At 41.2% G+C, this 25845-nt stretch carries 22 protein-coding genes and 1 pseudogene; 10 read left to right on the forward strand and 13 right to left on the reverse strand.

Translation table 11 applies throughout. The features are described from left to right. Together HWQ39_RS30580 and HWQ39_RS30585 are read left to right on the forward strand one after the other, a co-directional pair. On the forward strand, positions 1–1440 hold the full coding sequence (locus tag HWQ39_RS30580) for a TldD/PmbA family protein (protein ID WP_292853706.1): 1440 nt from the start codon (positions 1–3) through the stop codon (positions 1438–1440). A gap of 108 nt (positions 1441–1548) precedes the next feature. Then, entirely contained in the window at positions 1549–2895 is a 1347-nt protein-coding gene (locus tag HWQ39_RS30585) for a TldD/PmbA family protein (protein WP_292853707.1), read from the forward strand. A gap of 133 nt (positions 2896–3028) precedes the next feature. Here the strand turns inward: HWQ39_RS30585 and HWQ39_RS30590 are convergent, their stop codons facing one another. After that, positions 3029–3697, reverse strand: a complete 669-nt coding sequence (locus tag HWQ39_RS30590) for a DivIVA domain-containing protein (protein WP_292853708.1) — start codon at positions 3695–3697, stop codon at positions 3029–3031. Further along, positions 3607–4158: a pantetheine-phosphate adenylyltransferase gene (gene coaD, locus HWQ39_RS30595; RefSeq protein WP_292853709.1), complete on the reverse strand. Its 552-nt coding sequence runs from the start codon at positions 4156–4158 to the stop codon at positions 3607–3609. The genes HWQ39_RS30590 and coaD overlap by 91 nt, the downstream gene beginning before the upstream one ends. 309 nt (positions 4159–4467) lie before the next feature. On the opposite strand from coaD, the gene lgt reads away from it, so the two are divergent. The 5 genes from lgt to HWQ39_RS30620 all read left to right on the forward strand — a co-directional run bounded on the left by lgt (position 4468) and on the right by HWQ39_RS30620 (position 8978). Next, a complete protein-coding gene (gene lgt, locus HWQ39_RS30600) occupies positions 4468–5343 on the forward strand; it encodes a prolipoprotein diacylglyceryl transferase (RefSeq protein ID WP_292853710.1) in 876 nt (291 codons plus the stop codon). 208 nt (positions 5344–5551) lie between these two features. Further along, a complete protein-coding gene (cobM, locus tag HWQ39_RS30605; RefSeq protein WP_292853759.1) occupies positions 5552–6364 on the forward strand; it encodes a precorrin-4 C(11)-methyltransferase in 813 nt (270 codons plus the stop codon). Between the two features lie 124 nt (positions 6365–6488). Beyond that, complete coding sequence (locus HWQ39_RS30610) at positions 6489–6842, forward strand: phenylpyruvate tautomerase MIF-related protein (protein ID WP_292853711.1); 354 nt, start codon at positions 6489–6491, stop codon at positions 6840–6842. Positions 6843–6921: 79 nt separating this feature from the next. Then, the gene (gene rlmN / locus HWQ39_RS30615; RefSeq protein WP_292853712.1) at positions 6922–8016 is read left to right on the forward strand and encodes a 23S rRNA (adenine(2503)-C(2))-methyltransferase RlmN; all 1095 of its coding nucleotides are present in this window, start codon (positions 6922–6924) and stop codon (positions 8014–8016) included. A 470-nt stretch (positions 8017–8486) separates the two neighbouring features. Then, positions 8487–8978, forward strand: coding sequence for a hypothetical protein (locus HWQ39_RS30620; RefSeq protein ID WP_292853713.1), 492 nt, complete (start codon positions 8487–8489; stop codon positions 8976–8978). A gap of 92 nt (positions 8979–9070) precedes the next feature. Here the strand turns inward: HWQ39_RS30620 and HWQ39_RS30625 are convergent, their stop codons facing one another. Continuing rightward, positions 9071–9250 carry a replication restart DNA helicase PriA gene (locus tag HWQ39_RS30625; RefSeq protein ID WP_292853714.1) on the reverse strand — a complete coding sequence of 60 codons (180 nt, stop codon included), beginning with the start codon at positions 9248–9250 and terminating at the stop codon, positions 9071–9073. A gap of 639 nt (positions 9251–9889) precedes the next feature. Further along, positions 9890–11767, reverse strand: coding sequence for an excinuclease ABC subunit UvrC (gene uvrC, locus HWQ39_RS30630; protein ID WP_292853715.1), 1878 nt, complete (start codon positions 11765–11767; stop codon positions 9890–9892). Positions 11768–12520: 753 nt separating this feature from the next. On the opposite strand from uvrC, the gene HWQ39_RS30635 reads away from it, so the two are divergent. After that, entirely contained in the window at positions 12521–12700 is a 180-nt protein-coding gene (locus HWQ39_RS30635) for a hypothetical protein (protein WP_292853716.1), read from the forward strand. Positions 12701–12721: 21 nt separating this feature from the next. Here the strand turns inward: HWQ39_RS30635 and HWQ39_RS30640 are convergent. The 7 genes and pseudogenes from HWQ39_RS30640 to HWQ39_RS30670 all read right to left on the reverse strand — a co-directional run bounded on the left by HWQ39_RS30640 (position 12722) and on the right by HWQ39_RS30670 (position 20539). Next, positions 12722–13145, reverse strand: a pseudogene (locus HWQ39_RS30640) (response regulator). A 538-nt stretch (positions 13146–13683) separates the two neighbouring features. Continuing rightward, positions 13684–14628: an NF038130 family PEP-CTERM protein gene (locus HWQ39_RS30645; RefSeq protein WP_292853717.1), complete on the reverse strand. Its 945-nt coding sequence runs from the start codon at positions 14626–14628 to the stop codon at positions 13684–13686. Positions 14629–15296: 668 nt separating this feature from the next. Continuing rightward, a complete protein-coding gene (locus HWQ39_RS30650) occupies positions 15297–16520 on the reverse strand; it encodes an LL-diaminopimelate aminotransferase (protein ID WP_292853760.1) in 1224 nt (407 codons plus the stop codon). Between the two features lie 54 nt (positions 16521–16574). After that, positions 16575–16910, reverse strand: a complete 336-nt coding sequence (locus HWQ39_RS30655; protein WP_292853761.1) for a co-chaperone YbbN — start codon at positions 16908–16910, stop codon at positions 16575–16577. Between the two features lie 151 nt (positions 16911–17061). Beyond that, positions 17062–17844: a PspA/IM30 family protein gene (locus HWQ39_RS30660; RefSeq protein WP_292853718.1), complete on the reverse strand. Its 783-nt coding sequence runs from the start codon at positions 17842–17844 to the stop codon at positions 17062–17064. A gap of 303 nt (positions 17845–18147) precedes the next feature. After that, positions 18148–18900 carry a PspA/IM30 family protein gene (locus HWQ39_RS30665; RefSeq protein WP_292853719.1) on the reverse strand — a complete coding sequence of 251 codons (753 nt, stop codon included), beginning with the start codon at positions 18898–18900 and terminating at the stop codon, positions 18148–18150. Positions 18901–19192: 292 nt separating this feature from the next. Beyond that, entirely contained in the window at positions 19193–20539 is a 1347-nt protein-coding gene (locus HWQ39_RS30670; protein ID WP_292853720.1) for a hypothetical protein, read from the reverse strand. Positions 20540–20756: 217 nt separating this feature from the next. On the opposite strand from HWQ39_RS30670, the gene HWQ39_RS30675 reads away from it, so the two are divergent. Both HWQ39_RS30675 and HWQ39_RS30680 read left to right on the forward strand, forming a co-directional pair. Continuing rightward, a complete protein-coding gene (locus HWQ39_RS30675) occupies positions 20757–21296 on the forward strand; it encodes a DciA family protein (protein ID WP_292853721.1) in 540 nt (179 codons plus the stop codon). 441 nt (positions 21297–21737) lie between these two features. After that, positions 21738–22052 carry a hypothetical protein gene (locus tag HWQ39_RS30680; protein WP_292853722.1) on the forward strand — a complete coding sequence of 105 codons (315 nt, stop codon included), beginning with the start codon at positions 21738–21740 and terminating at the stop codon, positions 22050–22052. A gap of 127 nt (positions 22053–22179) precedes the next feature. Here HWQ39_RS30680 and menB read toward each other — a convergent pair whose 3' ends face one another. Next, on the reverse strand, positions 22180–23013 hold the full coding sequence (gene menB / locus HWQ39_RS30685; protein ID WP_292853723.1) for a 1,4-dihydroxy-2-naphthoyl-CoA synthase: 834 nt from the start codon (positions 23011–23013) through the stop codon (positions 22180–22182). A 248-nt stretch (positions 23014–23261) separates the two neighbouring features. Further along, positions 23262–25829 carry a dynamin family protein gene (locus HWQ39_RS30690; protein ID WP_292853724.1) on the reverse strand — a complete coding sequence of 856 codons (2568 nt, stop codon included), beginning with the start codon at positions 25827–25829 and terminating at the stop codon, positions 23262–23264. Positions 25830–25845 lie beyond the last annotated feature (16 nt).

Genomic DNA, 25845 nt, shown 5'->3' on the forward strand with positions numbered 1-25845 from the left:
ATGTGGATTACTCTAAAAAAAGCGATCGCTAGTTTCGATATTCCTGCTGATTGGATTGGTATTAGAGCCGTAAAGGAGACTTCTACTACCCGTTTCGTCCGTGACGCCTTACCCCAACTAAACGGCAAATCCTTCACTGCTGGAGCCATGCTGGAAGTTTTGGTTAATGGCAGTCTGGGTTATGCAGCTACTAACTCTCTGGAACTATCTTCCCTGCAAGCGGCTGCCCAAACAGCCTATAAACAGGCACTAGCAGCTAGTGAATGGTGGATACATCCCTTCCGTGAAAGTGAGCGTCCGAAAGTCGTTGGTGAATATAAATCGCCATTTCTTGAACCATTGGATGCTCTGAATCCTGGAGAAATCAACGATTTACTAATTCGGATTTGCCAAACGCTCAAAGTTGACGACAAGATTGTGCAAACCATAGCCAGTGCCAGCACCACCGAGAGAGAATCTTGGTTTGTCAGCAGCAATGGCTCAGAAGTATATCAAAAAATACTATCTATAGGCACTAATTACGGAGCCACTGCCCAAGATGGAGCAATTGTACAGCAGCGCAGCAACAACGGCTCCCAAGCAAACTGCTACCAAGGTGGACTCGAACTATTAAAACAAGAAAACTTATGGCATCGGGTGCGGCAAATTGGCGAACAAGTAGTAGAACTCTTGACAGCAGAAGAATGCCCAACCACCCATACTAATTTAGTTTTAGCCCCAGATCAAATGATGCTGCAAATCCATGAAAGTGTCGGGCATCCCCTAGAAATTGACCGAATTTTGGGAGATGAGCGTAACTATGCTGGAGGTAGCTTTGTTAATAAAAGTGATTTTGGCAACCTAGCTTATGGTTCGCCACTGATGAACATTACTTTTGATCCCACCGTGCCTGGTGAATTTGCTAGCTATGGCTTTGATGATACGGGTGCTGTCGCAACACGGGAGTATTTGGTTAAAGAAGGTGTACTGCAACGGGGTTTAGGTAGTCTGGAGAGTCAAGCCAGAGCAGGTGTAGCAGGAGTTGCCTGTGCCCGTGCTTCCTCATGGAATCGGCCAGCGATCGATCGCATGGGTAACTTGAATTTAGAGCCTCTCAATGGTACTTTTGAAGACATTATTGGCGGGATAGAACACGGCGTTTACATGGAATCTAACCGTTCTTGGTCAATTGACGATCGCCGCTACAAATTCCAATTTGGTTGCGAGTACGCTAAATTAATTGAAAACGGTAAACTCACCAAAACCCTCCGTAATCCTAACTATCGCGCCACAACACCAGAGTTTTGGCATAGTCTAATTAAAGTCGGAGATGCGACAAACTGGCAAATGTATGGTACTCCTTATTGTGGTAAAGGAGAACCAAATCAGGCCATTTGGGTAGGACACGGTTCACCTGTCTGTGTATTTGCTAACGTCGAAGTTTTTGGTGGAGGAACTTGAAAAAAGTTAGGAGTTGAAACTTAGTAGTTAAAAATCTTCAACTCCTAACTCTTAACTCCTAACTCCTAACTTTTCTCTCTCCCAACTCCCTATTAATATTTAATATCCATGAAAATTGAGGAATTATCTGCATTAGAAGTCAGCTTTAATCGACTGATTGAAAGTTTGCTGATCAAAAAAGCAGAAGATGAACAATTTACTGTGAGACTCAGCAGTGAAATCAGTCAATTTACTCGTTTTAATCATGCGAAAGTGCGACAAACTGGTTGTGTTGCTGATGGTTGGATCGAACTAACTTTGATGAAAGAACAGCGCAACAGTGTTCAGCAGTTTCCCTTTACTGGAAATTGGGAGGTAGACTGGCAGTTAACATATACCGCTTTGGAGGAATTACGCGACGAACTTATTCTATTACCCATCGATCCATATCTAGTTTTGCCCTCAGGAAATAATACTAGTCGAGAAATAAATTCTGGGAATTTATTGGCGGATGAAGCAGTAGTACCAACTGTGCTAGAACTAGTTGCTGAATTAGATTTTACGGGGATATATGCAGGGGGAGTGGTAATTAAAGCTTATGGTGATTCTAGCGGTCAAAAACACTGGTTTGCGACTGATTCTTTTACCTTAGATTATTCTCTATTCTCTACATCTGGACAAGCCGTTAAAGGCACATTTGCCGGGAGTGATTGGGATAAATCTGCTTATATAGCCAAAATTAGCGAAGCTAAAAAACAACTAGAATTGCTTGCTCGTCCAGTTAAAGAATTGCCACGGGGGCAGTACAAAACTTACTTTGCACCTGCTGCTGTTGCAGATTTGTTATTAATGCTTTCTTGGGGATCTGTGAGCGAAGCTGATATTCAGCAAGGAAACAGTTCTTTAGCTGCTCTATGGCGTCAAGAAAAACAGCTTTCCACTGCATTTAATTTGAAAGAAAACTTTCAACGAGGATTAGTACCACGCTTTAATGAATTGGGAGAAATAGCAGCACCGGAGTTATCTATAATAGAAAAAGGATATTTGGTAAATACTTTGGTAAATTCTCGGACTGCTAAGGAATATCAAAAAATTGCCAACGGCGCTAATGGTTCAGAGACTTTACGAGCGCCAGAAGTGAGTCCGGGAAATTTAGTATTTGAGCAGATTCTTCCGAGTTTAGATACAGGATTATATGTATCCAATTTGCATTACTTGAATTGGAGCGATCGCCACACTGGTAGAATCACAGGTATGACCCGTTATGCTTGTTTTTGGGTGGAAAATGGAGAAATTATTGCCCCTATTGAAAACTTGCGTTTTGATGAAAGTCTCTATCGCTTCTGGGGAGAAAATTTAGTAGATTTGACTACTTTTCAAGAATTCATTCCCGAAGTAGGAACTTATGAAAGTCGGCAACTGGGAGGTAGTTTGGTTCCCGGTATGCTGGTAAAAGATTTTACATATACTTTGTAGTTATAGCTAATGCAATTTAAATACGGAACAGCTTACCAGGCAGCTTCCCAAAAAGTCTTCATTCATAAAAATATTTGGGTTAAGCAGTAGCGAAACCCAACCGATAATTTTTCCCCATCTGTCGTTAGAACCTCTATCTTTTTTTGCCAGGAGGTGAATTGCGCTGGGTGAGGTTATCAATTTGCAGTTGTTGCCGTCCATTGGTGACAATTCGCAACATCTCTTTGAGATCCTGCTCAATATTTCCCAAAAGTCCATCGGCATATTGATCGGCACCATCTTCAATTTCTTGAGCCTGAGCGATCGCAGTTTGTCGCATCATCTCTAACTCTTGCTGACAAGCATACCGCTTACGTTCAATCTCAGCGAGAGTTTCTTGCATTATTCCCTCACACTCTTGTTGCACTTGTCGCCGCAGTTGTTCAGCTTCTTGTTCCGCCTGGTGAATAATATCGCTTTCAGCTAAAATTTGCGCTCTTTTTGCTTGTGCAGCCTCAACAACCTGCTGTCCATACCCTTCCGCTTCCAGCAAAATTTCGTCCTTTTGCTCAAGAACTGCTGCTGCTTCTTGAAAAAGTGATGGTAAAGCCAGCCTGATGTAATCAAGCTGATCTAGGAACTTTTCTTCATCGATGAGCGTGCGTCCCGTCAGGGGAATCCTGAGACTAGAGAGAACTATTTCCTCTAGGCGGTTGAGTTCTTGTTGAATATCTATGCTTCCCTCTCCACCGAGATATTCTTGAGGGGGGGGATTGCTTCCGTTGAGATTGGGTTCAAGATTGGAGATTTCTGATTGTAGCATTGGTATATATCCAGGGCAATGTGTGGGGGAACGAGATGATCGATAGAGCCACCAAACCTTGCAATCTCTTTTACCACACTACTACTTAAAAAACTATATTCATTTGAGGTTGCAAGAAAAACTGTTTCTATTTCGGTAGAAAGAGTTTTATTGGTGTGAGCCATTTGCAGTTCCACTTCAAAATCTGACACAGCCCGTAAACCCCGCAGCAAAACTTGTGCTTGTTGCATTTGAGCATAGTTGACGGTAAGACCATCAAAACTGTCTACTTCTACATTCGATAAATGTTGTGTAGAATGACGTATCTGATCTAGCCGTTGCTCCACACTAAAAAGTGGCATCTTGTTGGGGTTCCGCAGTACAGCGACAATCACCCGCTCAAACAGCCGGCTACCGCGCTGGATGAGGTCAAGGTGTCCCAAGGTGATGGGGTCGAAGCTACCAGGATAAATAGCGATCACAATTTTAAATATATCAAAGTTGTTTAGGTGATTATATCGAAACCGTTTTGTGTAACTTACTCAAATTTACCATCTTGCGCTCTGAGTAAAGATGCTAAATTCAATTGTTTTAGTGGCACAAGTTATGCTCAACTAGGCGTTAGGAACTAGACTCCTAAATCTAGATTCCTAAATCTGGATACGGGATTTTTACCTACATCCCCACAATATTGTGGAGAATTCAAGGGTAGTTCCAGTATTCGAGATGCAATAAACTCCGTACTTAGCAAAGTGCGCGGGTAGTTAACGAACTCTTCTAGGTAATTTTTCATGGCACTGGATTTTTCCACCTTGCCTTTGGCATTTCAATTCACCTCACCAGGGCCAATTCTGGTGAGAATAGGGCCACTAAGTATCCGTTGGTATGGCTTGTTGATTGCCACAGCAGTGTTAATTGGCGTCATCCTTTCCCAGAATTTGGCAAAGCGCCGTAATGTTAATCCTGAGTTGCTAGGGGATTTGTTTTTTTGGTTGTTGATTGGGGCAATTCCTAGCGCACGGTTATATTACGTTTTCTTTGAATGGCCAAAATATGCCCCAACTCCAGAAAAAATCTTTGCAATCTGGGAAGGAGGTATTGCCATTCATGGAGCGATTCTTGGTGGCGTTTTGGCTGCGTTAATCTTTGCCAAAATCAAGCAGGTTTCTTTTTGGCAACTGGCAGATTTAGTAGCGCCTTCGCTGATTTTAGGGCAAGCGATCGGACGTTGGGGCAATTTCTTTAATTCTGAAGCTTTTGGCGATCCCACTGATTTACCCTGGAAGCTCTATATTCCACCAGAACGTCGTCCTCTAGACTATGCTAGTTTCGATTATTTTCATCCCACCTTCCTCTACGAATCTCTGTGGGATTTAATGGTGTTTACGCTACTCATAACGTTGTTTTTCCGGTCTTTATCCGGTAAGCCACGTCTGAAGGTAGGTACACTATTTCTACTTTATTGGCCAGCCTATAGCTTAGGACGCTTATGGATTGAAGGCTTTCGCACTGATAGCTTGATGCTGGGGCCATTAAAAATGGCACAAGTAGTCAGTAGTCTAGGAATTTTATTGGGATTAGTTGGATTAGCTTGGCTTTACTTACTCAAACGCCCTTTACCCGATGTAGTTCCTACTCTTAAGGGTAATGGGGAGAGTGGGAGATGAGTTTTTTTCCCCTCCGCCCCCCGCACCCTGCCCCTGTGCCTCTTTTCAATGCCCAATGACTAAAAAATAAAAAATGCCCCAGAATATTCTCTAGGGCTTAACCAGGGTGCATCTACCATTACTATCTACTAGGGAAAGAAGATGAATCCGGAAAGATACTGAAGAATTTGCCACAAAAATTTTTTGAGGGATTAACGTGTGTTCTTTTATAGATAAATATACAGAAGATTATAGTGATAAAAAAACACTATATGGTTTAGAACCATCTGTGTATATTGTGGGAGCGGGGCCTGGAGATCCTGATTTATTAACGGTGAAGGCGCAGAAACTACTGGCTGCTGCTGATGTGATTTTATTTGCTGATTCTTTAATACCCGAAGAAATTTTAGAACTTTGTCGAGAAGATGCGGAGATCATTAGAACTGCGAATCAAACTTTAGAAGAGATTTTGCTCATTATGATCGATAGGGTGCGATCGCAGCAAAAATCTCTAGTCCGTCTCCATTCCGGCGATCCTAGTCTCTACAGCGCCATCCACGAGCAAATGCACCTCCTAACAGAAGCAAATATCCCTTTTGAAGTCATACCAGGTATCAGCGCCTTTCAAGCCGCTGCTGCCAAACTCAAAGTAGAACTGACTGTGCCTGGTTTAGTCCAGACGATCATTTTGACACGCATCAGTGGACGTACAGAAGTCCCCGCCACTGAAGAATTAGCGACTCTTGCAGCACATCAGGCTAGCCTCTGCCTGTATTTGAGTGCGCGTCACGTCGAAAATGCTCAAACTAAATTACTCGAACATTACCCAGCCGAAACCCCCATTGCGATTTGCTTTCGCATCGGCTGGCCTGATGAAAAAATTAAGGTTGTCCCTCTGAATCAAATGGCAGATTGCACTCATAAAGAAAAACTAATTCGCACTACACTTTATATAATCAGCCCAGCACTCTCGACAACAACAGGGCGATCGCGTTTATATCATCCCGAACACAGTCATCTATTTCGCTCATCTCATAACTAAATGTTGGGGATTGGGTATGGGGGATGAGGCATGGGGCATTGGTTATTTTCCTCATCTCCCCATTGCCTCTGCGGTTCGATAAACTTAACAATGTCAATAAAATTCAAAATCCCAATCCGGTATTATGCCTTTAATTAAAGTGCAAACTTCTGCATCTGCTCCTGAAAAAGCTGAAATTGAGTCGATGCTTTTAAACCTATCAGCCAAGTTGGCGAAACATTTGGGAAAACCAGAATCTTATGTCATGACTGCTTTTGAACCAGGAATCCCTATGACTTTTGCAGGGAATACTGACCCGGTTTGCTACATTGAAATTAAGAGCGTTGGTACGATGAAGCCAGATCAAACCACAGCAATGAGTCAGGACTTTTGCCAGCAGATTAACCAAACTCTAGGCGTGCCGAAAAATCGTATTTATATAGAGTTTGCGGATGCTAAGGGGGCAATGTGGGGCTGGAATGGCACAACCTTTGGTTAATTAACCATCTTCGTTTGGTCAAGACTAAGTTAATCTAGCAGGTGTAGTATAGAGATTCAGCATCAACTCGTGATTTTTTATGTCTGCTACGCCTCTTGTATCTCCGATTGACTCACAAAACCCAGAAAAATCAGCATTAATCCCTCCCTTACTAGGTGCAAGCGTTGCCGAGTTAACTACTTGGGTACAGCAGCAGGGACAACCTGCTTACAGAGGCAAGCAGCTGCATGAATGGATCTATGATAAGGGAGTGCGATCGCTAGCTGATATTTCTGTCTTCCCCAAGCAATGGCGGCAAGAATTAGCAGAAATCCCGATTGGGCGCTCAATTTTACATTACCGCTCTGAGGCTCCCGATGGTACTGTGAAATATCTTTTACGATTAACAGACGGGCAGATTATTGAAACTGTAGGTATCCCCACCTTCGCAGAAAGGGGAGAAGGCCCAAAAGCCCGTTTGACAGTTTGCGTCTCTACTCAGGTGGGTTGCCCAATGGCGTGTGATTTCTGCGCTACTGGTAAGGGAGGCTACAAACGCAACCTAGCACGACACGAAATTGTCGATCAGGTGTTGACTGTGCAAGAAGATTTTCAGCAACGCGTTAGCAATGTAGTGTTTATGGGACTGGGTGAACCATTGTTGAATACTGAAAATGTCCTAGCAGCACTGAAATCTCTTAATCAAGATGTTGGTATTGGGCAACGATCGCTGACAGTTTCTACAGTTGGGATTCGCGATCGCATCCGTCAGTTCGCGGAAAATAATTTGCAAATCACTCTGGCTGTAAGTCTCCACGCACCCAATCAAGCACTACGAGAAAAACTCATCCCCAGCGCCCGCGCTTATCCTTTAGAAGATTTGCTGGCTGAATGTCGGGAATATGTAGAAATTACTGGCCGCCGGGTTACTTTTGAGTACGTTCTTCTCGCTGGTGTCAACGATTTACCAGAACATGCATTAGAACTTTCAAAATGCCTGCGAGGATTCCAAAGTCATGTAAATTTAATTCCTTACAACCCCATTCAAGAAGTAGACTACAAACGCCCTAACCGCGATCGCATTCAAGCATTTGTCAACGTCCTTAAGCAACAAAATACTGCTGTTAGCGTCCGTTATTCCCGTGGTTTAGAAGCCGATGCTGCTTGCGGACAATTAAGAGCAAGTAAAAATTAAACTTGTTGCAGTCAATTCTATGAATATCAAACCGCAGATAAACAGAGATATGTCTTCAGATACATCTCTGTTTATCTATGGCGTAAAACCGCTTGAGATCCCATTATTAACTTACCCACCGCAGGTAGATTTACGGTAATCCGGCAAACCATGTAAAAAATTTAAATGTATAATTTAATTGAGATAAATATCTAAGAAGCAAGAGTTTTATGAAAAATCAAGAGAATGCATTGGATATAACCTTGATTTAGAAAGCTATTCCCAACGCACTAATATTTAGAACACGTCACCGACTGAAGAATGTTGGCGTAGTCAGCCGTAAGTATCGCGTAAGCCCATAACGGTAAATAAGACATTAGCTTCAGTTAACTATTGCAAGCCCCTGTATTTATGTATAGGGAAATTCTGTTGACATTTTAAAGGTTTAACGATCGCTCAACCCAACCTATAACAATTGAGGAAATAATTATATGTTGAATCGCTTATCGTTGGTTAAAGTATGGCTACCATTGATTGTGCTTGCCAAAGCTTTATCGATTAATTTTCCTGCATCTGCACAAATAATTCAGACGAATCCCCAAGAAATAATTCAGACGAATCCGCAACAAATAATTCGGACGAATCCCCAGACGCAAGATTTGCCTCAAGAAAGACTCAGACAACAGCAAGAGGAGCGAAATCAGCAAACACAAGAACGAATGAACGAAACATGGCTACGGCAAAATTCTCAACAACCACAACAACAGATAAGACAACAGCAAGAATTTACACGACAACGGCAAGATATGTTGCGTCAGCAACAATTGAGGCTACAACAGGAAGAAACAAGACTACAACAGCAAGACTTTTCACAACAGCAACAACTGAGAATACAACAGCAACAACTCAGACAAGATCAACAAATTAGACAACAGCAACAATTCAGGTTACAAGAACAGATCCGACAGCAACAACTCAGATAACAGAATAATCTGTAAAGTCTTTAAAATTTCTGACAAGTAACTTTATTATTAGAAATTAGAGAATGTTTTCTCTAATTTTTAATTTTTATTATCTAGCGCTGTGCATAAATTCCTGGTGCATAAGCCTCAATTACTTTGCCAGTGCGAGTGCAACTAATCATCAAGTAGTCACAAGTAGAGCATTGTGTTCGAGTTAACTGACTATCAGAAATATAATAACGTTCTGCTTGGGAACCGCAATTTGGGCAGTAAATCTTTTGTACTGTCTGCATTTTAAAACCCCTGGTTGTAATTTATTTTTTATTTCAGAAGACTGCCAGTTAAAGTAGCAATAATTTTGGTTTGACCCAACTTAACAAACGACTTTAATATTGGCTAATTATTTTAAACAAAATTTCAGATTTCAAAAAACTCCGATTTTTATCTATACTATCCTATAATTTAAGTCATTTTATCCTCTTACTTTAGGTACATAAATTATTTTTTAATTAAATGACGCTTAGATATTCACTGATCCCTATGACGAATGCTTTGAGAGAGGCTTATTTATAGTCATTTTGGACAGATACAAAAAAGAGCCGTCCTTGTATTCAAAAATTAAACTACAGAAAATACTGTATATTTAGTAACAAAATATTCATCTTAAGGATTAGTTAATATTTGCTGGCAAGATTTATGAGGTGAAATTCTGGTGTGAAAATTTAATCAAAATTACCATAGTTACGAGATACCGTAAATTTACGGTATTTACACATCTTAAATTCTCGCAGACAACCTTAACAGAATCCTCTGCGAGAGTGTAACTAATAGTTTGTCAAGCTAGTTTTAAGGGTGTGTAGTAAGGGCTAAAGTCCTTACTACAAACTTGTTTATTCATACATAAATTGAAATTTTACAGACTACTAATCTCCTCAAGCAGGATGAAAATAGTCGTAAATTTCTTGAGCCAAACGCGGCCCAATTCCTGCTACTTCAGCAAGTTGTGTGGTTGTCGCTTGCCGAATATAGTCAACTGAGCGAAAATGCCCTAGTAGCTGCTTTTGTCGATGATGTCCTAAGCCAGGAATTTCATCTAAACGCGATCGCTTCAATTTATCACTGCGCTGCTGACGATGGAAACTCACTGCAAACCGATGCGCTTCATCCCGCAGTCGCCGCAATAACTGTACCCCCGGTTGTTCTGCATCAGTTGGCAAGGGTTTAGATTCTCCTGGTAAAAAAATCTCTTCTCGCTGCTTTGCTAAACTCACAACTCGCAAATCTTCTAATAAATTCATCTCTTGCAAAACGGCGACAACCGATGATAACTGACCTTTACCACCATCGATCATGATTAAATCCGGCCAGTCAGCATTACCCAAACGCGCTAATTGCTGATCTTCCGCATATTTACGGAACCGCCGTTGGATGACTTCAGCCAGACTAGCAAAATCATCTGAGTGTCCTGCTGTCACCGTCGGATTTTTGATTTTATAGTGGCGATAGTGCTGTTTTGCGGGTAATCCGTCGATAAACACAACTTGCGAAGCGACAGCATTTGACCCTTGAATATGGGAAATGTCATAACCTTCGATGCGGTGAGGTACATCGGGTAAATCGAGAATGGTAGCTAAATCTTGCATTGATTGGTGATTGCGATCGCCAAATTTCTGCATTCTCTGCAATTCATACTGAGCATTTCGCTCTACCATCTCAATTAATTCTGCCTTAGTTTGCCGCAAAGGAGTCAAAATTGTGACTTTTTTGCCTTTGCGTTGAGTTAAGACATCCGCCAATATCTCCGCATCTGGTAAATCATGCTGTACCAAAATTTCTAAAGGTATTTCCACCGAGTCAGCAGTTTGGTAATGTTCCTCTAAAGCTCGTTGTAAAATAGCTCCTGGTTCTGCATGAGCATCCGCCACAAAGGCTAAACGTCCCACCAATTGCCCAGCGCGAATCTGGAATAGTTGAATGCAGGCGTGTTGTTCGTTGGCTGCCAGTGCGATCGCATCCCGTGAAACAGTATCATCTGGTAAGGATACTTTTTGGTCGGCTGTCAGCGACTTTAACCCAGAAATTTGATCGCGAATCCGCGCAGCTGACTCAAAATTCAAGTTCTCGGCGGCTGCATTCATCTGTTGAGTCAAAATATCAATCAATTCCTGAGTTCGCCCTTGGAATACCATCGCTATTTTTTGCACAATTTTGCGATATTCTTCTGGTGAAGTCAGCTGTTGGCACACACCTGGACAACGCCCCAAATCATAATTTAAGCAAGGACGGTCTTTAAAAAGTGGTTGGGGTCGTTGTCGCTGTGGAAAAATGCGCTTGCAGATGCGGACAATTTCTCGTAATAAACCAGCATCAGTATAAGGGCCGTAAAATTTATCCTTTTCTTTGCCGAATTGCCGCTTACGGGTAATAAAAATTCGCGGATAATCTTCTGACCAAGTGATGCAGAGATAGGGATATTTTTTATCATCTTTGAGCAACACATTGAAGTATGGCTGATGCTGCTTGATCAAATTGGCTTCTAGCGCTAAAGCTTCGGCTTCAGTATCAGTGACGATGAATTCAATTTCTGTCACCAACTTGACCATCGTGGCGATACGTTCAGTCTTGTTGTAGCCATCCCGGAAATAGGAACGGACACGCGATCGCAACTTACGTGATTTACCTATATATATAATGCGATCGCTCCTGTCCCGCATGAAATAAACCCCCGGTTCCGGTGGAATTTCGGCTAGACGGTTTTCTAGTCGTTCTGGATCTTTAACCAGTGGTAATATTTGAGTAGATATTGTCACAACCAAAATTAGGTAATCTTTCTCTATTTTAAGAAAAATTGTTTTTTTGTGCCGATTCAACAGACTATTTATCAAGTAAAGATGAAATAGCCATCAAAAACTGCATACGCCAGAACAGATGAAAGAGGGACTGGGGACTGGGGAGAATAATAACTCTTAACTCAGCACTCTCAACTCCTAAGTCAGGTAGACCTTTAGCTTGCACAAAAATAAGTCTGCTGTAGCTACTTTTGCAGCTTTCCGTAGGGTGAAGTTTCCCAGCTAGAAACTTATCAGAAAACTTATCGCAAGCATAAAAACTTTGGAGTCAACGAGAGTTTATCTAGCTGCGACCTTAGTTCTTGACTGCTACTGTCAGAATAAAAACTTTGCTTTTTCAATCTATTATTAACTTTTTTAAATTGATAATACAGCAGATTTCAGGTAACTGAGGTACAAAATTTCATAAAAAAGCCATATACCAAAAGACTTTCAACTCTGTTCTCTGTTCCCTATTCTCTGCTGTATTTTATTATCTGGAGTGTTCCATTTAAATAATATTTTTTGTTTGTGTTAATTTATCTTTATTTAAAAATAAAGAATGCGTTTAGATAATGATTATATAAATAACAGATAAAATCTTTGTCAATTGTCAATATTTATGTTTATTTATTGAACTTATAATATTAAGCGAATTAACGGATTGAGTTATTTAAATTTACGATTATGATTGAAAACATAGTTATTATAATGATTTCAAACAAGAGCTAGACTATGAATTTACAAGATTTTGAATTACAGTATCGTGAGGCTATGGCTGAAACTCTCAATGAACTACAAACAGCAGTTTTATTGTTAGCGCAAGTACAACAAAAAATTTCAACTATTGGCAGTTCCGTACAAAATCTTAGTGAGCGCGTTGAAGAGTTTATTGCTGACCAAAAAGCAGAATAAATGCACGCCTAGCAGAAAAGCTTATCTGTGGTGACAAGTAAATTGTTTTTCAATTGTAAGGATGAGATCCTTAAGTTTTAAGGGTTTGACAAAATAGCTACGTGCGCCCAAACTCATAGCTAGTTCTTGATCTGCTTTAAAAGCAAAGGCTGAAACCACAATGATCGGTATTTTTGACAAATCAGGTTTTTGCTGGACTTGTTTTAAGAGTGAGTAACCGTCAATATCTGGCAATTTCAAGTCTAACAACATTAAATCTGGCTCGAATTTCTCTATAGTTGAGAAAAAAGTAGAGCCTTCTGATAAGCTTTGGACTTCGTACCCACAGTGACTTAGATAGTCACTAAGTAACATCCGATTGAGATAATGATCTTCGACTAGCAAAATTCGTCTAACTTTATGTGACTGCAATGGCTTATCTCTCATTGAGTAATTGTGCTGTCATTGCTATCTATTATCTGATAATTTTAAGTAAAAGCCAACAACTATTACCCTAAACTTAAACGCTAGTGTATTTAAATGGTGAAACGAATAGAAATCTAACTTATGTAATCTAGTCAAAAATATGAATAGATTAAATTCAATCGCACTACAATACTTGAAAAGTAATACAATGAAGTATAATTTGGTCAAAAATTAAGCTTGTTTTACGAGCTTTATCTATGTTATAATTTTAGACCAATGACTACTTTTAAACATAGAAGTGCCAAGATTCTATGAGTAAAAACACTTAAGTAATCCTGAAAATAACGGTATGTAAATTGTATTTATAAAACAGTTTATATCTGGATGTTAGGTTAATTAATACCATTTCACAAAATACTTATTACAAATATCTTGCTAGGGGCATACAGATGTATAACCTTACAACCAATTAATTTTTTGCAAATTTTTTTATAAAAAGTATAACCTCAAAAGTAATTATTCATCAAAAAAGGGAGCTAACTGCTCCCTTTCTTATTTGTAGTTTTGAACCTGCAATCTTAAATAGATACTTTCTTAAATTTGCGTTGTGTCACAAAGACGCCAGCAACACCCAACAAACCCACTATTATAGATGGTTCTGGCACTGCTGCGGGAGGCACAACACCTTTGATGCTAACTTCATAGTTGCCACTGTGAGATGCTCCATCAGCACCTACTCCTGAACTGTTGGTTAGCCCACTGTCAGTAGCAGAAAAGCCGTAAAGGAAATCAGTCTTGCCATTGTAGCTAACTTTAACAACTTCACTAGCTTGGAATCCATCTTTGAGGAAATTACCCAAGGTTCCTAATAGAGGCGCATAGTAAGTTTTTAAATTTAAGTGACCCGCTAACCCAATTTTAATATCGCCAGTGATGTCATTTTGATTAACATAAGAGATATTAGGGTCGCTGGAGCGTTGGAAACCACCGATGCCGAAAAACGCATTATAGGCTTGCTGGCGGATGTAGCTGCTAGGGGTAATACTCGGTAGACCTAGTGCCAATTTAATTGTAGATTCATTGGCTGCTAGACCAGCTGCGTCATAAAATTGGCTAAACCAAGTATTTGCCAAGTTATTTGCTCCATAGGCTGTACTCGATCCTGACGCAGTACTAAACCAATCTGCTGATGTCAGGCTGCTCAAAGTAATGCTTTGGCCACCAATTTGCCCTGTCAAGCTGGTATTTTTGGTGAAATCAAAATTCGCTTGTTCACTGCTAGCTCGTAACTCTACGTTTCCAGTAGGATTTGCGGCGTTTCCATCCAGTACTTTTTGTACATTTGCGGAGGTCTTGTCCACGAAGATAGTACTCTTATCTTGGACATCATAGACTGAATAATCATTTGCTGCTGTTCCACCAATAGTAGCGCCGGTGAGTGTTCCAGCCTGTGCTGGTACAGTGGCAAGAGCGCTCACACCAATAGCCATTGAGGCACCAATTACAAGTTTCTGGAAAGTCATTTTCATTGTTTTTAAGTCTCTATCAGTTTGGAAGTTAAGTTTTAAACTAGTACCGTTTTTAGGCTTGGGTTGTCTTGACTACAGGCTTTTTGGCAATACAGCTGCTTAAAAACACAAACTGTATTGTTAACCATCTTTGGTATCTCAGCGCACAAACCTAGTTTAAGAAAAATGAAGACCTAATTGGGTAAAGTTACTGCTGATTATCAATTAAAAAATGACGAATTTTTAGATTTTTTTATACGTTTAATTACATATTATGATAAAAATTATATGTGTTTAAAAATACATTAATATATTTTAGAGTTCAGTATAATACGGAGATTCGCAGGAACGCATATCAATACTGCATAGATTTTGCCATTTCTCTCCAATTTGCTGCGCCGATCTCAAAAGTCTCTTTGCCGAGGCGCTGAGTATGGTCAACCTAAGCTGAAACTCCTTTAAAACCTCGTTTCCAGGCGGAGGCTGGAAATGCAACTCAAAAGCGGCTCTGCCGCCAGTAAGAGAGGCGGAGCCTCAAAGACAAGCATTCCCAGTCGGAGACTGGGAACGAGGCAATCTAAAAGCTAGTTCTAGACTTGCTTTCACGTTAAGTTGACAGCAATGAGCATTGCTGTGCCCCTACCGTGTGGTTTTATTTACGCGGTGCTGTACTAGTTCCTATTTCAATGAAGAAACTCGGCAATTCTTTCTACAGCAGTCCCTAACAAAGGTGGCTCATGTACTAAGGCAAAACGCACATATCCTTCTCCAGATTTGCCAAAGCCTGCACCTGGGGAAGCGGCTACACCAGTTTGTTTAACTAGTTGGGTACAAAATTCTATGGAGTTTTGACTCCAATGTGAAGGCAATTTTGCCCAGATATACATTGTGGCTTGAGGAGTAGGGACATTCCAGCCAATGCGGTGTAAAGCACTGATGAATGCATCACGCCGACTCTGGAAGGTAGCAACGGCAGATTTGACGCCAGCTTGCGGGCCAGTTAGGGCAGCGATCGCACCATTCAAAATTCCCCGATACTGATTAAAATCAACGGCGGCTTTTACCTGGCGTAAGGCGTTAATTAACTGGGCATTACCAATGGCGTAGCCAATACGGAAGCCGCCCATATTATAAGACTTGGAAAGGGTGAAAAATTCAATGGAGACGCTTTTCTCTGGATCGGCTTGCAGAATTGAAGGAACTAGGGATTTTGGATTTTGGATTTTGGATTTTGGATTGGGAGAAGAATCTGCCCAGTCCCCACTCTCCCCAAATACTAAATCTACGTAGGGGAAATCGTGAACCAGCACGAGATTGTGTTGCTGACAGAAGGCCACAGCTTCTTGGAAGAAAGATAAAGGTGCGATCGCAGCCGTGGGATTATGAGGATAACTTAATACCATCATCCGCGACTGGGCTAAGACTGGGGCAGGAATATCAGCAAACACTGGTAAAAAGCTGTTTTCTGCCAGTAGTGGCATTGGGTAGATTTGACCACCGGCTAGATGGACTCCCCCAGCATGAGAGGGATAACCTGGATCGAGCAACAGGGCAAAATCTCCGGGATTGAGTATTGCTAGAGGTAAATGGGCTGTGCCTTCTTGAGAACCAATTAGAGGTAGTACCTCAGTTTGAGGATCGACTTTGATGCCAAATTTTTGTTCGTACCAGCTGGCTGCGGCTTCGCGAAATCCTTGAGTACCGTTAAACAACAGATAGCCGTGGGTACTGCGATCGCTAAGAGACTGGGCGATCGCCTCAATTACATGGGCCTCGGCTGGTAAATCAGAAGACCCCAACGACAAATCAATCACCTGTCGTCCAGCTGCCAAAGCGACTGCCTTGGCTCTGTCCATATCAGCAAATACATTTGATTGTAGGGGTTGTAAACGTTTTGCAAACTGCATATTAGTCATTAGTCATTGGTCATTAGTCATTTAGTATGGACTATGAACTATTGACTAATTAGTATTTAAGTGAGTATCTAGGAGAGCTAGTAATTTGTCTTTGCCGATGACTCCCTCGGTGGATATCAAAACTTCTTGACCTTGAAATAGTCTGAGGGCGGGTACGCCTTCAACTTGGTACTGCTTAACAGTGAGTGGGTTGGGGTCAATTTCCATTTTAACGACTTTGAGGCGATCGCTATATTGGCTAGCAGCTGAGTTAATTAGGGGCGACATCAATTGACAAGGCCCACACCAGGAAGCCCAAAAATAAACTAATACAGGCTGCTCGGCTTTTAACACTTCAGTTTCAAAATCAGCATCGGTTATGGTGATTACAGCCTTACTCATTGCAGTCTCCATCAGGTGGCGATCAAAGTTGGCACACACAATACTTTATCCCAAAGTCGTCAATAGTCCATAGTCAATAGGAAATAACTAATGACGTAAAATCCCACAGCCAACAGGTGTGGGACTAGCTCAAATAAGTTTTCTACCAATTTTACAGTTGATCCAATTGTTTGCGTAGGGAATCCAACTCGGCATCAACCACCTCATTAGACTTAGGATTAGGAGCAGGGGTTTGTTGTTGCGGTGGTAGTTGGGCTTGATTTTGGGGAGTTGCGGGTGGTAGCAATTGCGCTTTTAAAGCTGCCAACTCATCATCAACATCGCTACCACCTTCCAACTGGGCAAATTGGCTTTCTAAATCTGCACCCGCCAACTCTCCTGCTGCCTGGGCCCGGGATTCTTGGATCAAGACTTTTTCTTCCATGCGCTCGAAGGCAGACATTGCACTGTTAGTATTCATCCCACGCACCATGCCTTGGAGTTGCTCTTGGGCTTTGGCAGTGGTGATTCTAGCTCTCAGCATTTCTTTCTTGGTTTTAGCTTCAGAAATCTTGCTTTCTAGCTGGATTAAGTTGCGCTTGAGGGTTTCAACTTGAGTGCTTTGGGTATCCAAACTAGCTTTAAGGGCGGCGCTGGTATCCGTATAAGTCTTCTTGCGCTCTAGAGCTTGTCGTGCTAAGTTCTCATCACCTTTTTGCAGTGCTAGTTGGGCATTGCGTTGCCACTTATTGATTTCATTTTGGGCATCATTGTACTGTTTCTCACTGCGTTTTTGGGCGGCGATGGTCTGCGCTACTCCCTGACGCAGCTGCACCAAGTCTTCCTGCATTTCCAGGACGGCTTGCTCTAGCATTTTTTCGGGGTCTTCGGCTTTGTTAACCAGGTCGTTGAGGTTAGAACTAACTACTCGCTTAATGCGATCGAATAATCCCATAACTTTGTTTTTCCTTGTGTAATTTACGCTTTTTGTTGGACAGTTAGCTTTTTTACTTTTTTATAGCTACCTATTTCAATGTAATCTTTCCAGTTTGAATCAGTATCTCCTCACAACTCCTAATTGTTAAGATATCGCCAAATCAGGGTAATTAGTCGAACTTCAAGAAGAGGCTCTTTGCTGGGGGAAAAAGAGCAGGGTGAAATGACCTAAGCTTTGAGCCGACAAGCGTTGCAAAGCAGGCAAGAGTCGAATCAATCCTCTTTCTGTTATATCCCCCTGCTCCCTGCCCCTGCCTCTTTTTCAAGAGTCCTGAGTTTTGGGTAACTGCTGTTGGGGAGGCTGCGCTGTCTTTTGGCTCTCCTGGGTAAGGAGACTTTCGTGCTGTGTGTTTTCTGCCTGGTTGAGAACCTGTACTTTCATCGCTGCCAATTCGGTATCTAAATCATTAGATTCCAAAGAAGTAAATTGTGTTTCCAAGTCGTCGCTACTAAGTTGAGCTATGGCTTCTGATTGAGCTTCTATTTGTAAAACTTTTTCTTCCATCCGCTCAAAGGCACTCAGACTGCTAGTGGTAGAAGTTGTGCCGAGCATTTCCTGGAGCCGATAAGATGCTTCGGCAGAACGGGCGCGAGCAATATACATATCTTTTTTTGTTTTCGCCTCGGCAATTTTTAACTCTAGCGATCGCATATCCTTTTTTAGCCTAACTACTATCTCGTTTTGCTGCTCTATCTGGGAAAATAGGGCTGTAGTGGTTTCTTTATAGGCTTGGCGCTTAGTCAATGCTTCGCGTGCTAGAGGTTCGCTGCCTTGTTGTAGCGCCAATTGGGCACGACGATACCATTCTTCTGTTTGAGACTGGCCAGCCGCCGCCTGGCGTTCAGTGCGTTTCTGGGTAGCGATCGCTTGTGCAACACCCTGCCGCAACTGCACCAGATTTTCCTGCATCTCCAGAACAGCTTGCTCCAAAATCTTTTCTGGATCTTCTGCACCACTAATCAAACTATTGAAATTAGCGCGAATCACCCGCAGAATACGGTTGATTAATTCCATGTCGGCTCTCCATTCACGAAATCCAAATCCAGTGGTGAGTGATGAGTGCTGAGTAATGAATTTACTTATAGAGTGCTGAGTGCTGAGTAATGAATTTAGTTATAGAGTGCTGAATGCCCAATCAAAGTCTTGAGTATAAGAATTATTGTTGTAGGGTCGTCAACAAATAAGATTTTGTCTCTACTACTTACCACTTAGCACGGGCTAAACCTTAGCTATCCGCTAACACAACTCAGCACTCATTGACTCAGGACTGTTATCTTATGGTATCGTAAATTTTTACAACTTATGGCTACTGAACCCGTGCCTTGATTCCCCTTGCCTGTAAAAGTTGCATCTGTTGTTTTACTTGCTCTTTAGTTTTAAAAGCACCCAGATAAATCAATTCTTTGCTGGGCGATAAATAAGCATCAGGAATTACTTGCCGTGCTGACGCAAAAGCTGCGCCTTTATTATCTATCACTACATGATAGAACCCATCTGTTCCTGGTTTGATTTCTGCATTCGGTTTTGGTGAAGTAGCGATCGCCTTAGGCGAGGTTTTTATCGGTGAAGTAAGAGGCAAATTCAGAGGAGGCAAGGATTGTAGCGTCGGTACTGGTGCTAAGGCAATCGGATTTGTCGGTTTTAAGGCTGTGTTGGCCTCAGGATTTGCGGGATTTTGAGGAACTACTGGATTAGGGACTACTGCGGGGTTTGGTTGGACTTTGGGTTTTAAGCCAACTACATCATTAGGATCTCTCACCTCAGGAAACTCTTCATTAGCGAGATTGGGATATTTGGGCATAGATGTACTTGGTGGCTGGATTTGGCGTTGAACATTACTGCCAACTTCTTCAGCATTTTCTGGTGTGGGAGACGAGTTCCCATTAAACAAATTGCCTAAATTCCATTGTGGTAAGCTTTTGGGATTGAACACTACATAACCCAAGGTAAGACTCGCCACCAGTAGTAGCAACATCGAGCCAATTCCCAAAGGTGATAACAGAGTGTCACTAGAATTACTTGGATTCTTGCTTTCTGGCTGTTCTTCTGCCAGACTTCGCAGCAGTGCTTCACTAGATTCTAAATAGTCATCTGGGTGCTTAGGAGTGTTATCTGGTTCCAAGAGATTTTCGCTTTTAGTCCCTTTAACGAGTGCTGGCACAATGCTGCTACTAAAGTTGGGTGGGGGTGGTGGAAGTTGAGTTTGTGTTTTAGCAGAATCGGAGGTAGAGGGCACATTAAGATTATTAAGATTATTCAGTTCCTCGGTTTTTGCCGTAGCTAGTGCTGGTTTAATCTCAGGATTCACTGCTACAGATGTGGGTGGTACGTCAATTTTTGCCGTTGGCGCTGGGGTTCCCTGATGGTTAACGGGTACAGATGTCGGTGGCACATTAGTTTTAATTTCTGTTACCGATGACTGAGTTGTGCCCGATGTTGTAGGAATGGCAGTTAATGGCTGGGATTGATTACTCATGTAACTTGCAACACGGGACTGATTTGATACTAAACCAGTTCGTGTACGTCGATATCGAGCTAACTCTTGATCTAGCGGTACCTCTAAACTCGCTAATGCTGCTGCTAGTGCTGGTTTCAACCCAGGTGTTTTAGACAATTGATGATTATCGGAATCTTTAAGGGGGTTTTGAGTCATTGTTTCTGTGCCTCAAGCGTAGATTGTTGGAATTATATTTGTGACAATAGTAGCGGAAATTATTTAAATAGATTTAGGTATTGGGCATTGAAAAGAGGCAGAGGGGCAGGGTGCGGGGGGCGGAGGGGAATTCTTCTCCCTGCTCCCTGCTCCCTGCTCCCCTGCTCGCTCATCTTCCCTAGTCCCCAGTCCCCACTCCCACTCCCCACTTTTAACGATGTCGTTGAAATCAATTAATGATATTTTAGGGATTCTGGAAAAGCAGGCTAAATGGCAGGAGCAACCATTTCAACTTTTGCTTAAGTGTTGGGCAGAAGTTGTTGGCCCTGTCGCTGCTGCAAATACTCGGCCATTGTCGATTCAGCGTGATGTTTTGTCGGTAGCAACTTCTAGTGCTGCTTGGGCGCAAAACTTGACTTTTGGTCGCACATCTCTACTTTTAAAGTTAAATAAAAAGCTGCCAACGCCTTTGCTTGATATTCGCTTCTCTACTGCTGGCTGGCAAAATCGATCTGTGGAGAGAAAACAGCAACAATCGGTTTCGCCCGATGAGCATCCCAGTTATCTTGGTGATGAGATTAAACACCCTGATGTTACACCCACGAAGGATGTGAATGCGGCTTTTGGACATTGGACAAAGATTATGCGATCGCGATCGTATGGCTTACCCCTTTGTCCCCAATGTCAATCTCCCACCCCAGCAGGGGAACTCCAACGCTGGGAAGTCTGTTCTGTCTGTGCTGCTAAACGGTTTTGAAGGCAAAATAGTTGAGCATTATTCGTTAAGCAGAATTTGTCCTGAACTAACTTGCTGCCATTACATCAAAGAGTTCTGAATCTTGAGAAAAAATATAATTTACTGCCAAAATCTGCCGAATGTGATATGGAAAGCAGACCATTTATCTAAAATTCTCTGCCTTAAGGAGGACTTAAGAAAGAAGTTAAAAGCCTGGAGAAATCAAAAGCTTTAGTTTTAATCTTGATCCCTAATAAGTTTTAGACGATATCTATATGTAACTGCTCTAAGGATTATTTAAATATATAACAAGATTATAAAAATATCCTGAAGTTTATTTTTTACTTGGGATCGCTGAAACCCATAGCAAATAATGACTTTTTGGCTTTTCTCCGTCTTTATATATAGAAGCAAAATATAAAGATGAAATTCAGCCAGAAACGACACTAAAGATGAATCCTAATGAAACCCATTAAAGTTTTAGCATCTGCCTGTAAATATTGCCGTCATTACCAGCCAGAGGGTCGCCGTGGTGGAACGTGCCAGCAGTTGGGCGCACCAGTTCAAGCAGCTTGGAAGGCTTGCTCTTTGGCACTCCCACCTTTTGCACCTTCTTGGGAAACCTTAGAAGATGCTTGGGGTTTGCCAGATGCAGCCCCAGTTTTAGCGTCTTGTCAATCTCTAGCTTCAGATTTAGACAATACTGCTCTTGCCCCGATAGAGGAAATCACGGTCTCTATATCTGAACAGGTAAAGACTAAAGCAGTGGTTATTTAGTCATCCATTATTACTGGACTGAGTTTGTAGTCTACTTAAAATAAGATTTGCTTTTAAGATTTTTAGTGCTGTAAAAGTTGATATTTAAAAAAATCGCACCCTTTAGTGAGGTGCGATTTTTGCAATTCTAAGGCAACCAAGGGAAAGAGCGAAAATCTGGTGGACGCTTTTCGAGAAAGGCTTGTTTGCCTTCAGACCCTTCTTCTGTCATGTAATAAAGTAGAGTGGCGTTGCCAGCGAGTTCTTGCAAACCAGCTTGTCCGTCACAATCAGCGTTGAAGGCGGCTTTGAGACACCGAATTGCGATCGGGCTTTTTTCTAAAATCTCTTGCGCCCATTGAATACCTTCCGCTTCTAGTTGTTCCAGTGGAACAACACAATTAATTAGGCCCATTTCTAGCGCTTGTTGTGCATCATATTGGCGGCAGAGAAACCAAATTTCTCTAGCTTTTTTTTGTCCCACGATGCGGGCGAGATAGCTGGCTCCAAAACCACCGTCGAAACTACCGACTTTCGGCCCAGTTTGTCCAAAAATAGCGTTATCGGCGGCGATGGTCAGGTCACAAATCAACTGTAGAACGTGTCCACCACCGATCGCATATCCAGCCACTAAAGCAATCACCACTTTCGGCATGGAACGAATCAGGCGTTGTAAGTCCAGCACATTCAAGCGAGGGATGCCAGTATCATCCACGTAACCTGCATGTCCCCGCACGCTTTGGTCGCCACCAGAACAGAAGGCATATTTGCCATCAGTATGTGGGCCATAGCCAGTAAATAGGACAACACCAATAGTAGTATCTTCACGAGCATTACAGAAAGCATCGTACAGTTCAAAGACGGTTTCAGGACGGAAAGCATTGCGTTTGTGGGGGCGGTTGATGGTGATTTTCGCAATACCATCAGTTTTTTGATACAGAATATCTTCGTAGGTTTTGGCAGTTTGCCAGTTAATTTGCATTGGTATGGAGTGCGCTGTTGTGCTTGAGAATTTTATCGCGGACGTAGGGACATGCGATACCTGCACTGAGCTACGCCTACGCTAAAAATTGAAGAAGGGGAGTAAATCTTCTGAAAGCAAATCGAATAGGATTACTGTAGTTGCGATCGCATCTCGTAATTTTTCAGGCAAAAGTCATGACTTTTCATCCTTTTACTTAATATCGATGCAAAACTTGTTTGATATCTTTATCGTCATTGAAGGCTTTTCTAATCTTTTCCACATTTACTGATAATGACCTCCAGCCCATTCTGTACTTGCTCAAGTTCTTGGCGCTTTTGGTCAATCCACATCTTTTCAGCCTCCCGTTGTTCCAAAGTTTCGTTGTGAGCTTTTTCCTGCTGTTCTAGGAGATTTTCGCACAGAGAAATAGACTTTTCAATAACTTTAACTGCTGCTTCAACTCGATTATCAAAAAGTAAACCAATAGTTTCAGTAATTTTATTTGTAAGTTCTTCTGTCGATTCTACAAATTTTTCACAGCCTGTTTCAAAGACTTTTAACTTGATTTGATCGTGAATTCCACCTACCCCAAATCCAAAAGCTCCAGCTATTGCAGCTCCTATACCCGTTACTGCCCACATAATTGGGCCACCTAATCCAAGTAACATGAGTAAACCAGCACCTATTCCACCTGCAAAAAGACCACCTCCAACATAAGAAAACAAATCACCAAAACTATCTCCAATATCACTTATAGCAAAATTTATTTGCTTACTGAAATCAGTATTTATTTCTTTATCAATAATTTTTAACTTATCCTGAAGTGCATTTAATTCTTCATTAATACAGGTTTCTAAAATTTCAAAATGTGGTTTAAGTATTTTAGTCTTAAGTTCTTTTTCACCCCATTCATCTATTTCATTTTGTAAATCATGTATGAAGTGGTTAACATAATCTTGTCTGACTTGCTGTTGATTAAAAATTGGATTATGTGATGAAGTCCATTGTTCTAATTTATTAGCCAATTTTTCACCTAACCCTTCAATCCATTCATCCCAAGATTCATTTGCTTGTTCAAATGCTAGTTCTCTTACTTCATTAGCTAAAATTCGTATTCTGACATCACGTCCACTTGCTTCTCCAACTTGCTCTAATATTTCTAATTTTTCAGCTTCAGAAAGTTTTATATTACCGTCTAAAGTATCCTTAGCCTGACGCAGACTGTCTAATCCTTCTTGAATATGGTCGTTAATTTTATTTACGAATTGCTTAATTTGTAAATAACCGCGCTCAATTGTCAAAAACTTTTCTAAAGATTGAGTGAAAGCATGGAAACTTTTTAGGTATTCATCATCACTTCTATTGTTTAGAATAGCCTTTAAGGCAGCTTTTGCAGAAATGTAGTAAATACGGTCTTCACCATTTGATAAAAGTAAGTTTTTGTTCTTAATAAAACTTTCTAGCCGCTGTTTCACATCTTGACGATCTTCTTCTTCATCAAGTAAATCCATAAAATTCACTAAAATAAAAAGATTTTCAGCAGGATAATCTTGACGATTACCATTAAGTCGGTATCTCACATCTTGTATCAATTCTTTTTCTTTTTCACTAAGTAGATGCGTAGCATGCGTCAGAAAAATAACTGCATCACTATTTTTCAGCAATTTATAAGTAATAGATGTCCTATCAGGGTGTTCATTTAGTCCAGGAGAATCTAGAATTTCAACACCACTTTTGCATAAAGCTAACTCAGGATGCTCAAAAATAATTTCTTCAATATCAGATTGTGCTAGTTCATCACTACGATGTTCTGTTGCAGCTTCTTTGGAAATAGCTGCCTTGACTTTATACTGTTCAAAAGGGATCTCTTCGTAGCGTCCATCTTTATAGGAACAGAATACGCGCTTTTTTATTCCATATTTGAGAACCGTGACTGTACCACTACAGGGAATTGCTCTTACAGGTTGAATTTCCTCACCTAATAAAGCATTAAGTAAGGTTGATTTTCCTTTGCTGAATTCGCCTATAACTGCTAGCCGAAAACGTTGCGCTTTGATTTTTTGAGATATTTCTTCTATTTCCTCTATCAAAGTAGAAGGTAAAAAACTATGTTGATTACAATCTTTAATTATCTGAGAAACTTGATCAGAATAAGTTTCTAATTGCTTGCGATTTTCTTGAAATTTTGTCAATTCTCCGTAAGATATGTTTCTCTGTGGTTTAATTATTTTATATTCTGGTTTAGTGGGTAGAGCCGCTAGCATATCACTTGCAGCTTTAACAAATATAGTATCTAGGTGTTGAAATCGAGTAGGATTGAGTAGAAATTGTACTTCATCTAAAGCAATAGACTCCACATTTGATTGATGTGTAAAACCAGCCTCTAAAACTACTAAGTGTTGTGGTTTAATGCCTAAGTGTTTGGCAAGTATTTCCAAATATTTTTTCTCGCGTGAGTCAATTTCGCCATCGGCTGCTGACATTTCATAGCCAAAGCCAATTAATAAAAGCTTTTCTGACTCTGAAAGCGGAGCCGCCAATGCTAGTAAATTATTAACTTGCTTATAAACTTGATTTTCTTTGACTCCCTTAATCATCAAATGTGTCAACTTACGCACATCACTCTCTGGATTACTAAATCGATAAAGGGTTGTTAATAAACGTTGCTTTTCTGACTCTGCGACTGTGCCATCTACAAATATCACTCCTAGTAGCACTGTGACTAAATTTGCCAGAAATATTACGGGTGGCGTAAGATTTTTTGGAGTCAGTTTTTGTCCGGTAATCTGGGACAATAGCTCAACAGTCTGAGAGTTAACTAGTGAAGTATCCATAAATTATGTAAGGCAA

Source organism: Nostoc sp. NMS8 (genome assembly GCF_017115045.1).
In the GTDB taxonomy this organism is placed as follows: Bacteria; Cyanobacteriota; Cyanobacteriia; order Cyanobacteriales; family Nostocaceae; genus Nostoc.

What these genes read in the sequence shown, in the direction of transcription:
- HWQ39_RS30580 (WP_292853706.1), top strand. Translation starts at nt 1, where the DNA reads ATGTGGATTACTCTAAAAAAAGCGATCGCTAGTTTCGATATTCCTGCT.
- HWQ39_RS30585 (WP_292853707.1), top strand. Translation starts at nt 1,549, where the DNA reads ATGAAAATTGAGGAATTATCTGCATTAGAAGTCAGCTTTAATCGACTG.
- HWQ39_RS30590 (WP_292853708.1), bottom strand. Translation starts at nt 3,697, where the DNA reads ATGCTACAATCAGAAATCTCCAATCTTGAACCCAATCTCAACGGAAGC.
- lgt (WP_292853710.1), top strand. Translation starts at nt 4,468, where the DNA reads ATGGCACTGGATTTTTCCACCTTGCCTTTGGCATTTCAATTCACCTCA.
- HWQ39_RS30610 (WP_292853711.1), top strand. Translation starts at nt 6,489, where the DNA reads ATGCCTTTAATTAAAGTGCAAACTTCTGCATCTGCTCCTGAAAAAGCT.
- rlmN (WP_292853712.1), top strand. Translation starts at nt 6,922, where the DNA reads ATGTCTGCTACGCCTCTTGTATCTCCGATTGACTCACAAAACCCAGAA.
- HWQ39_RS30620 (WP_292853713.1), top strand. Translation starts at nt 8,487, where the DNA reads ATGTTGAATCGCTTATCGTTGGTTAAAGTATGGCTACCATTGATTGTG.
- HWQ39_RS30625 (WP_292853714.1), bottom strand. Translation starts at nt 9,250, where the DNA reads ATGCAGACAGTACAAAAGATTTACTGCCCAAATTGCGGTTCCCAAGCA.
- HWQ39_RS30635 (WP_292853716.1), top strand. Translation starts at nt 12,521, where the DNA reads ATGAATTTACAAGATTTTGAATTACAGTATCGTGAGGCTATGGCTGAA.
- HWQ39_RS30645 (WP_292853717.1), bottom strand. Translation starts at nt 14,628, where the DNA reads ATGACTTTCCAGAAACTTGTAATTGGTGCCTCAATGGCTATTGGTGTG.
- HWQ39_RS30650 (WP_292853760.1), bottom strand. Translation starts at nt 16,520, where the DNA reads ATGCAGTTTGCAAAACGTTTACAACCCCTACAATCAAATGTATTTGCT.
- HWQ39_RS30655 (WP_292853761.1), bottom strand. Translation starts at nt 16,910, where the DNA reads ATGAGTAAGGCTGTAATCACCATAACCGATGCTGATTTTGAAACTGAA.
- HWQ39_RS30660 (WP_292853718.1), bottom strand. Translation starts at nt 17,844, where the DNA reads ATGGGATTATTCGATCGCATTAAGCGAGTAGTTAGTTCTAACCTCAAC.
- HWQ39_RS30665 (WP_292853719.1), bottom strand. Translation starts at nt 18,900, where the DNA reads ATGGAATTAATCAACCGTATTCTGCGGGTGATTCGCGCTAATTTCAAT.
- HWQ39_RS30670 (WP_292853720.1), bottom strand. Translation starts at nt 20,539, where the DNA reads ATGACTCAAAACCCCCTTAAAGATTCCGATAATCATCAATTGTCTAAA.
- HWQ39_RS30675 (WP_292853721.1), top strand. Translation starts at nt 20,757, where the DNA reads ATGTCGTTGAAATCAATTAATGATATTTTAGGGATTCTGGAAAAGCAG.
- HWQ39_RS30680 (WP_292853722.1), top strand. Translation starts at nt 21,738, where the DNA reads ATGAAACCCATTAAAGTTTTAGCATCTGCCTGTAAATATTGCCGTCAT.
- menB (WP_292853723.1), bottom strand. Translation starts at nt 23,013, where the DNA reads ATGCAAATTAACTGGCAAACTGCCAAAACCTACGAAGATATTCTGTAT.
- HWQ39_RS30690 (WP_292853724.1), bottom strand. Translation starts at nt 25,829, where the DNA reads ATGGATACTTCACTAGTTAACTCTCAGACTGTTGAGCTATTGTCCCAG.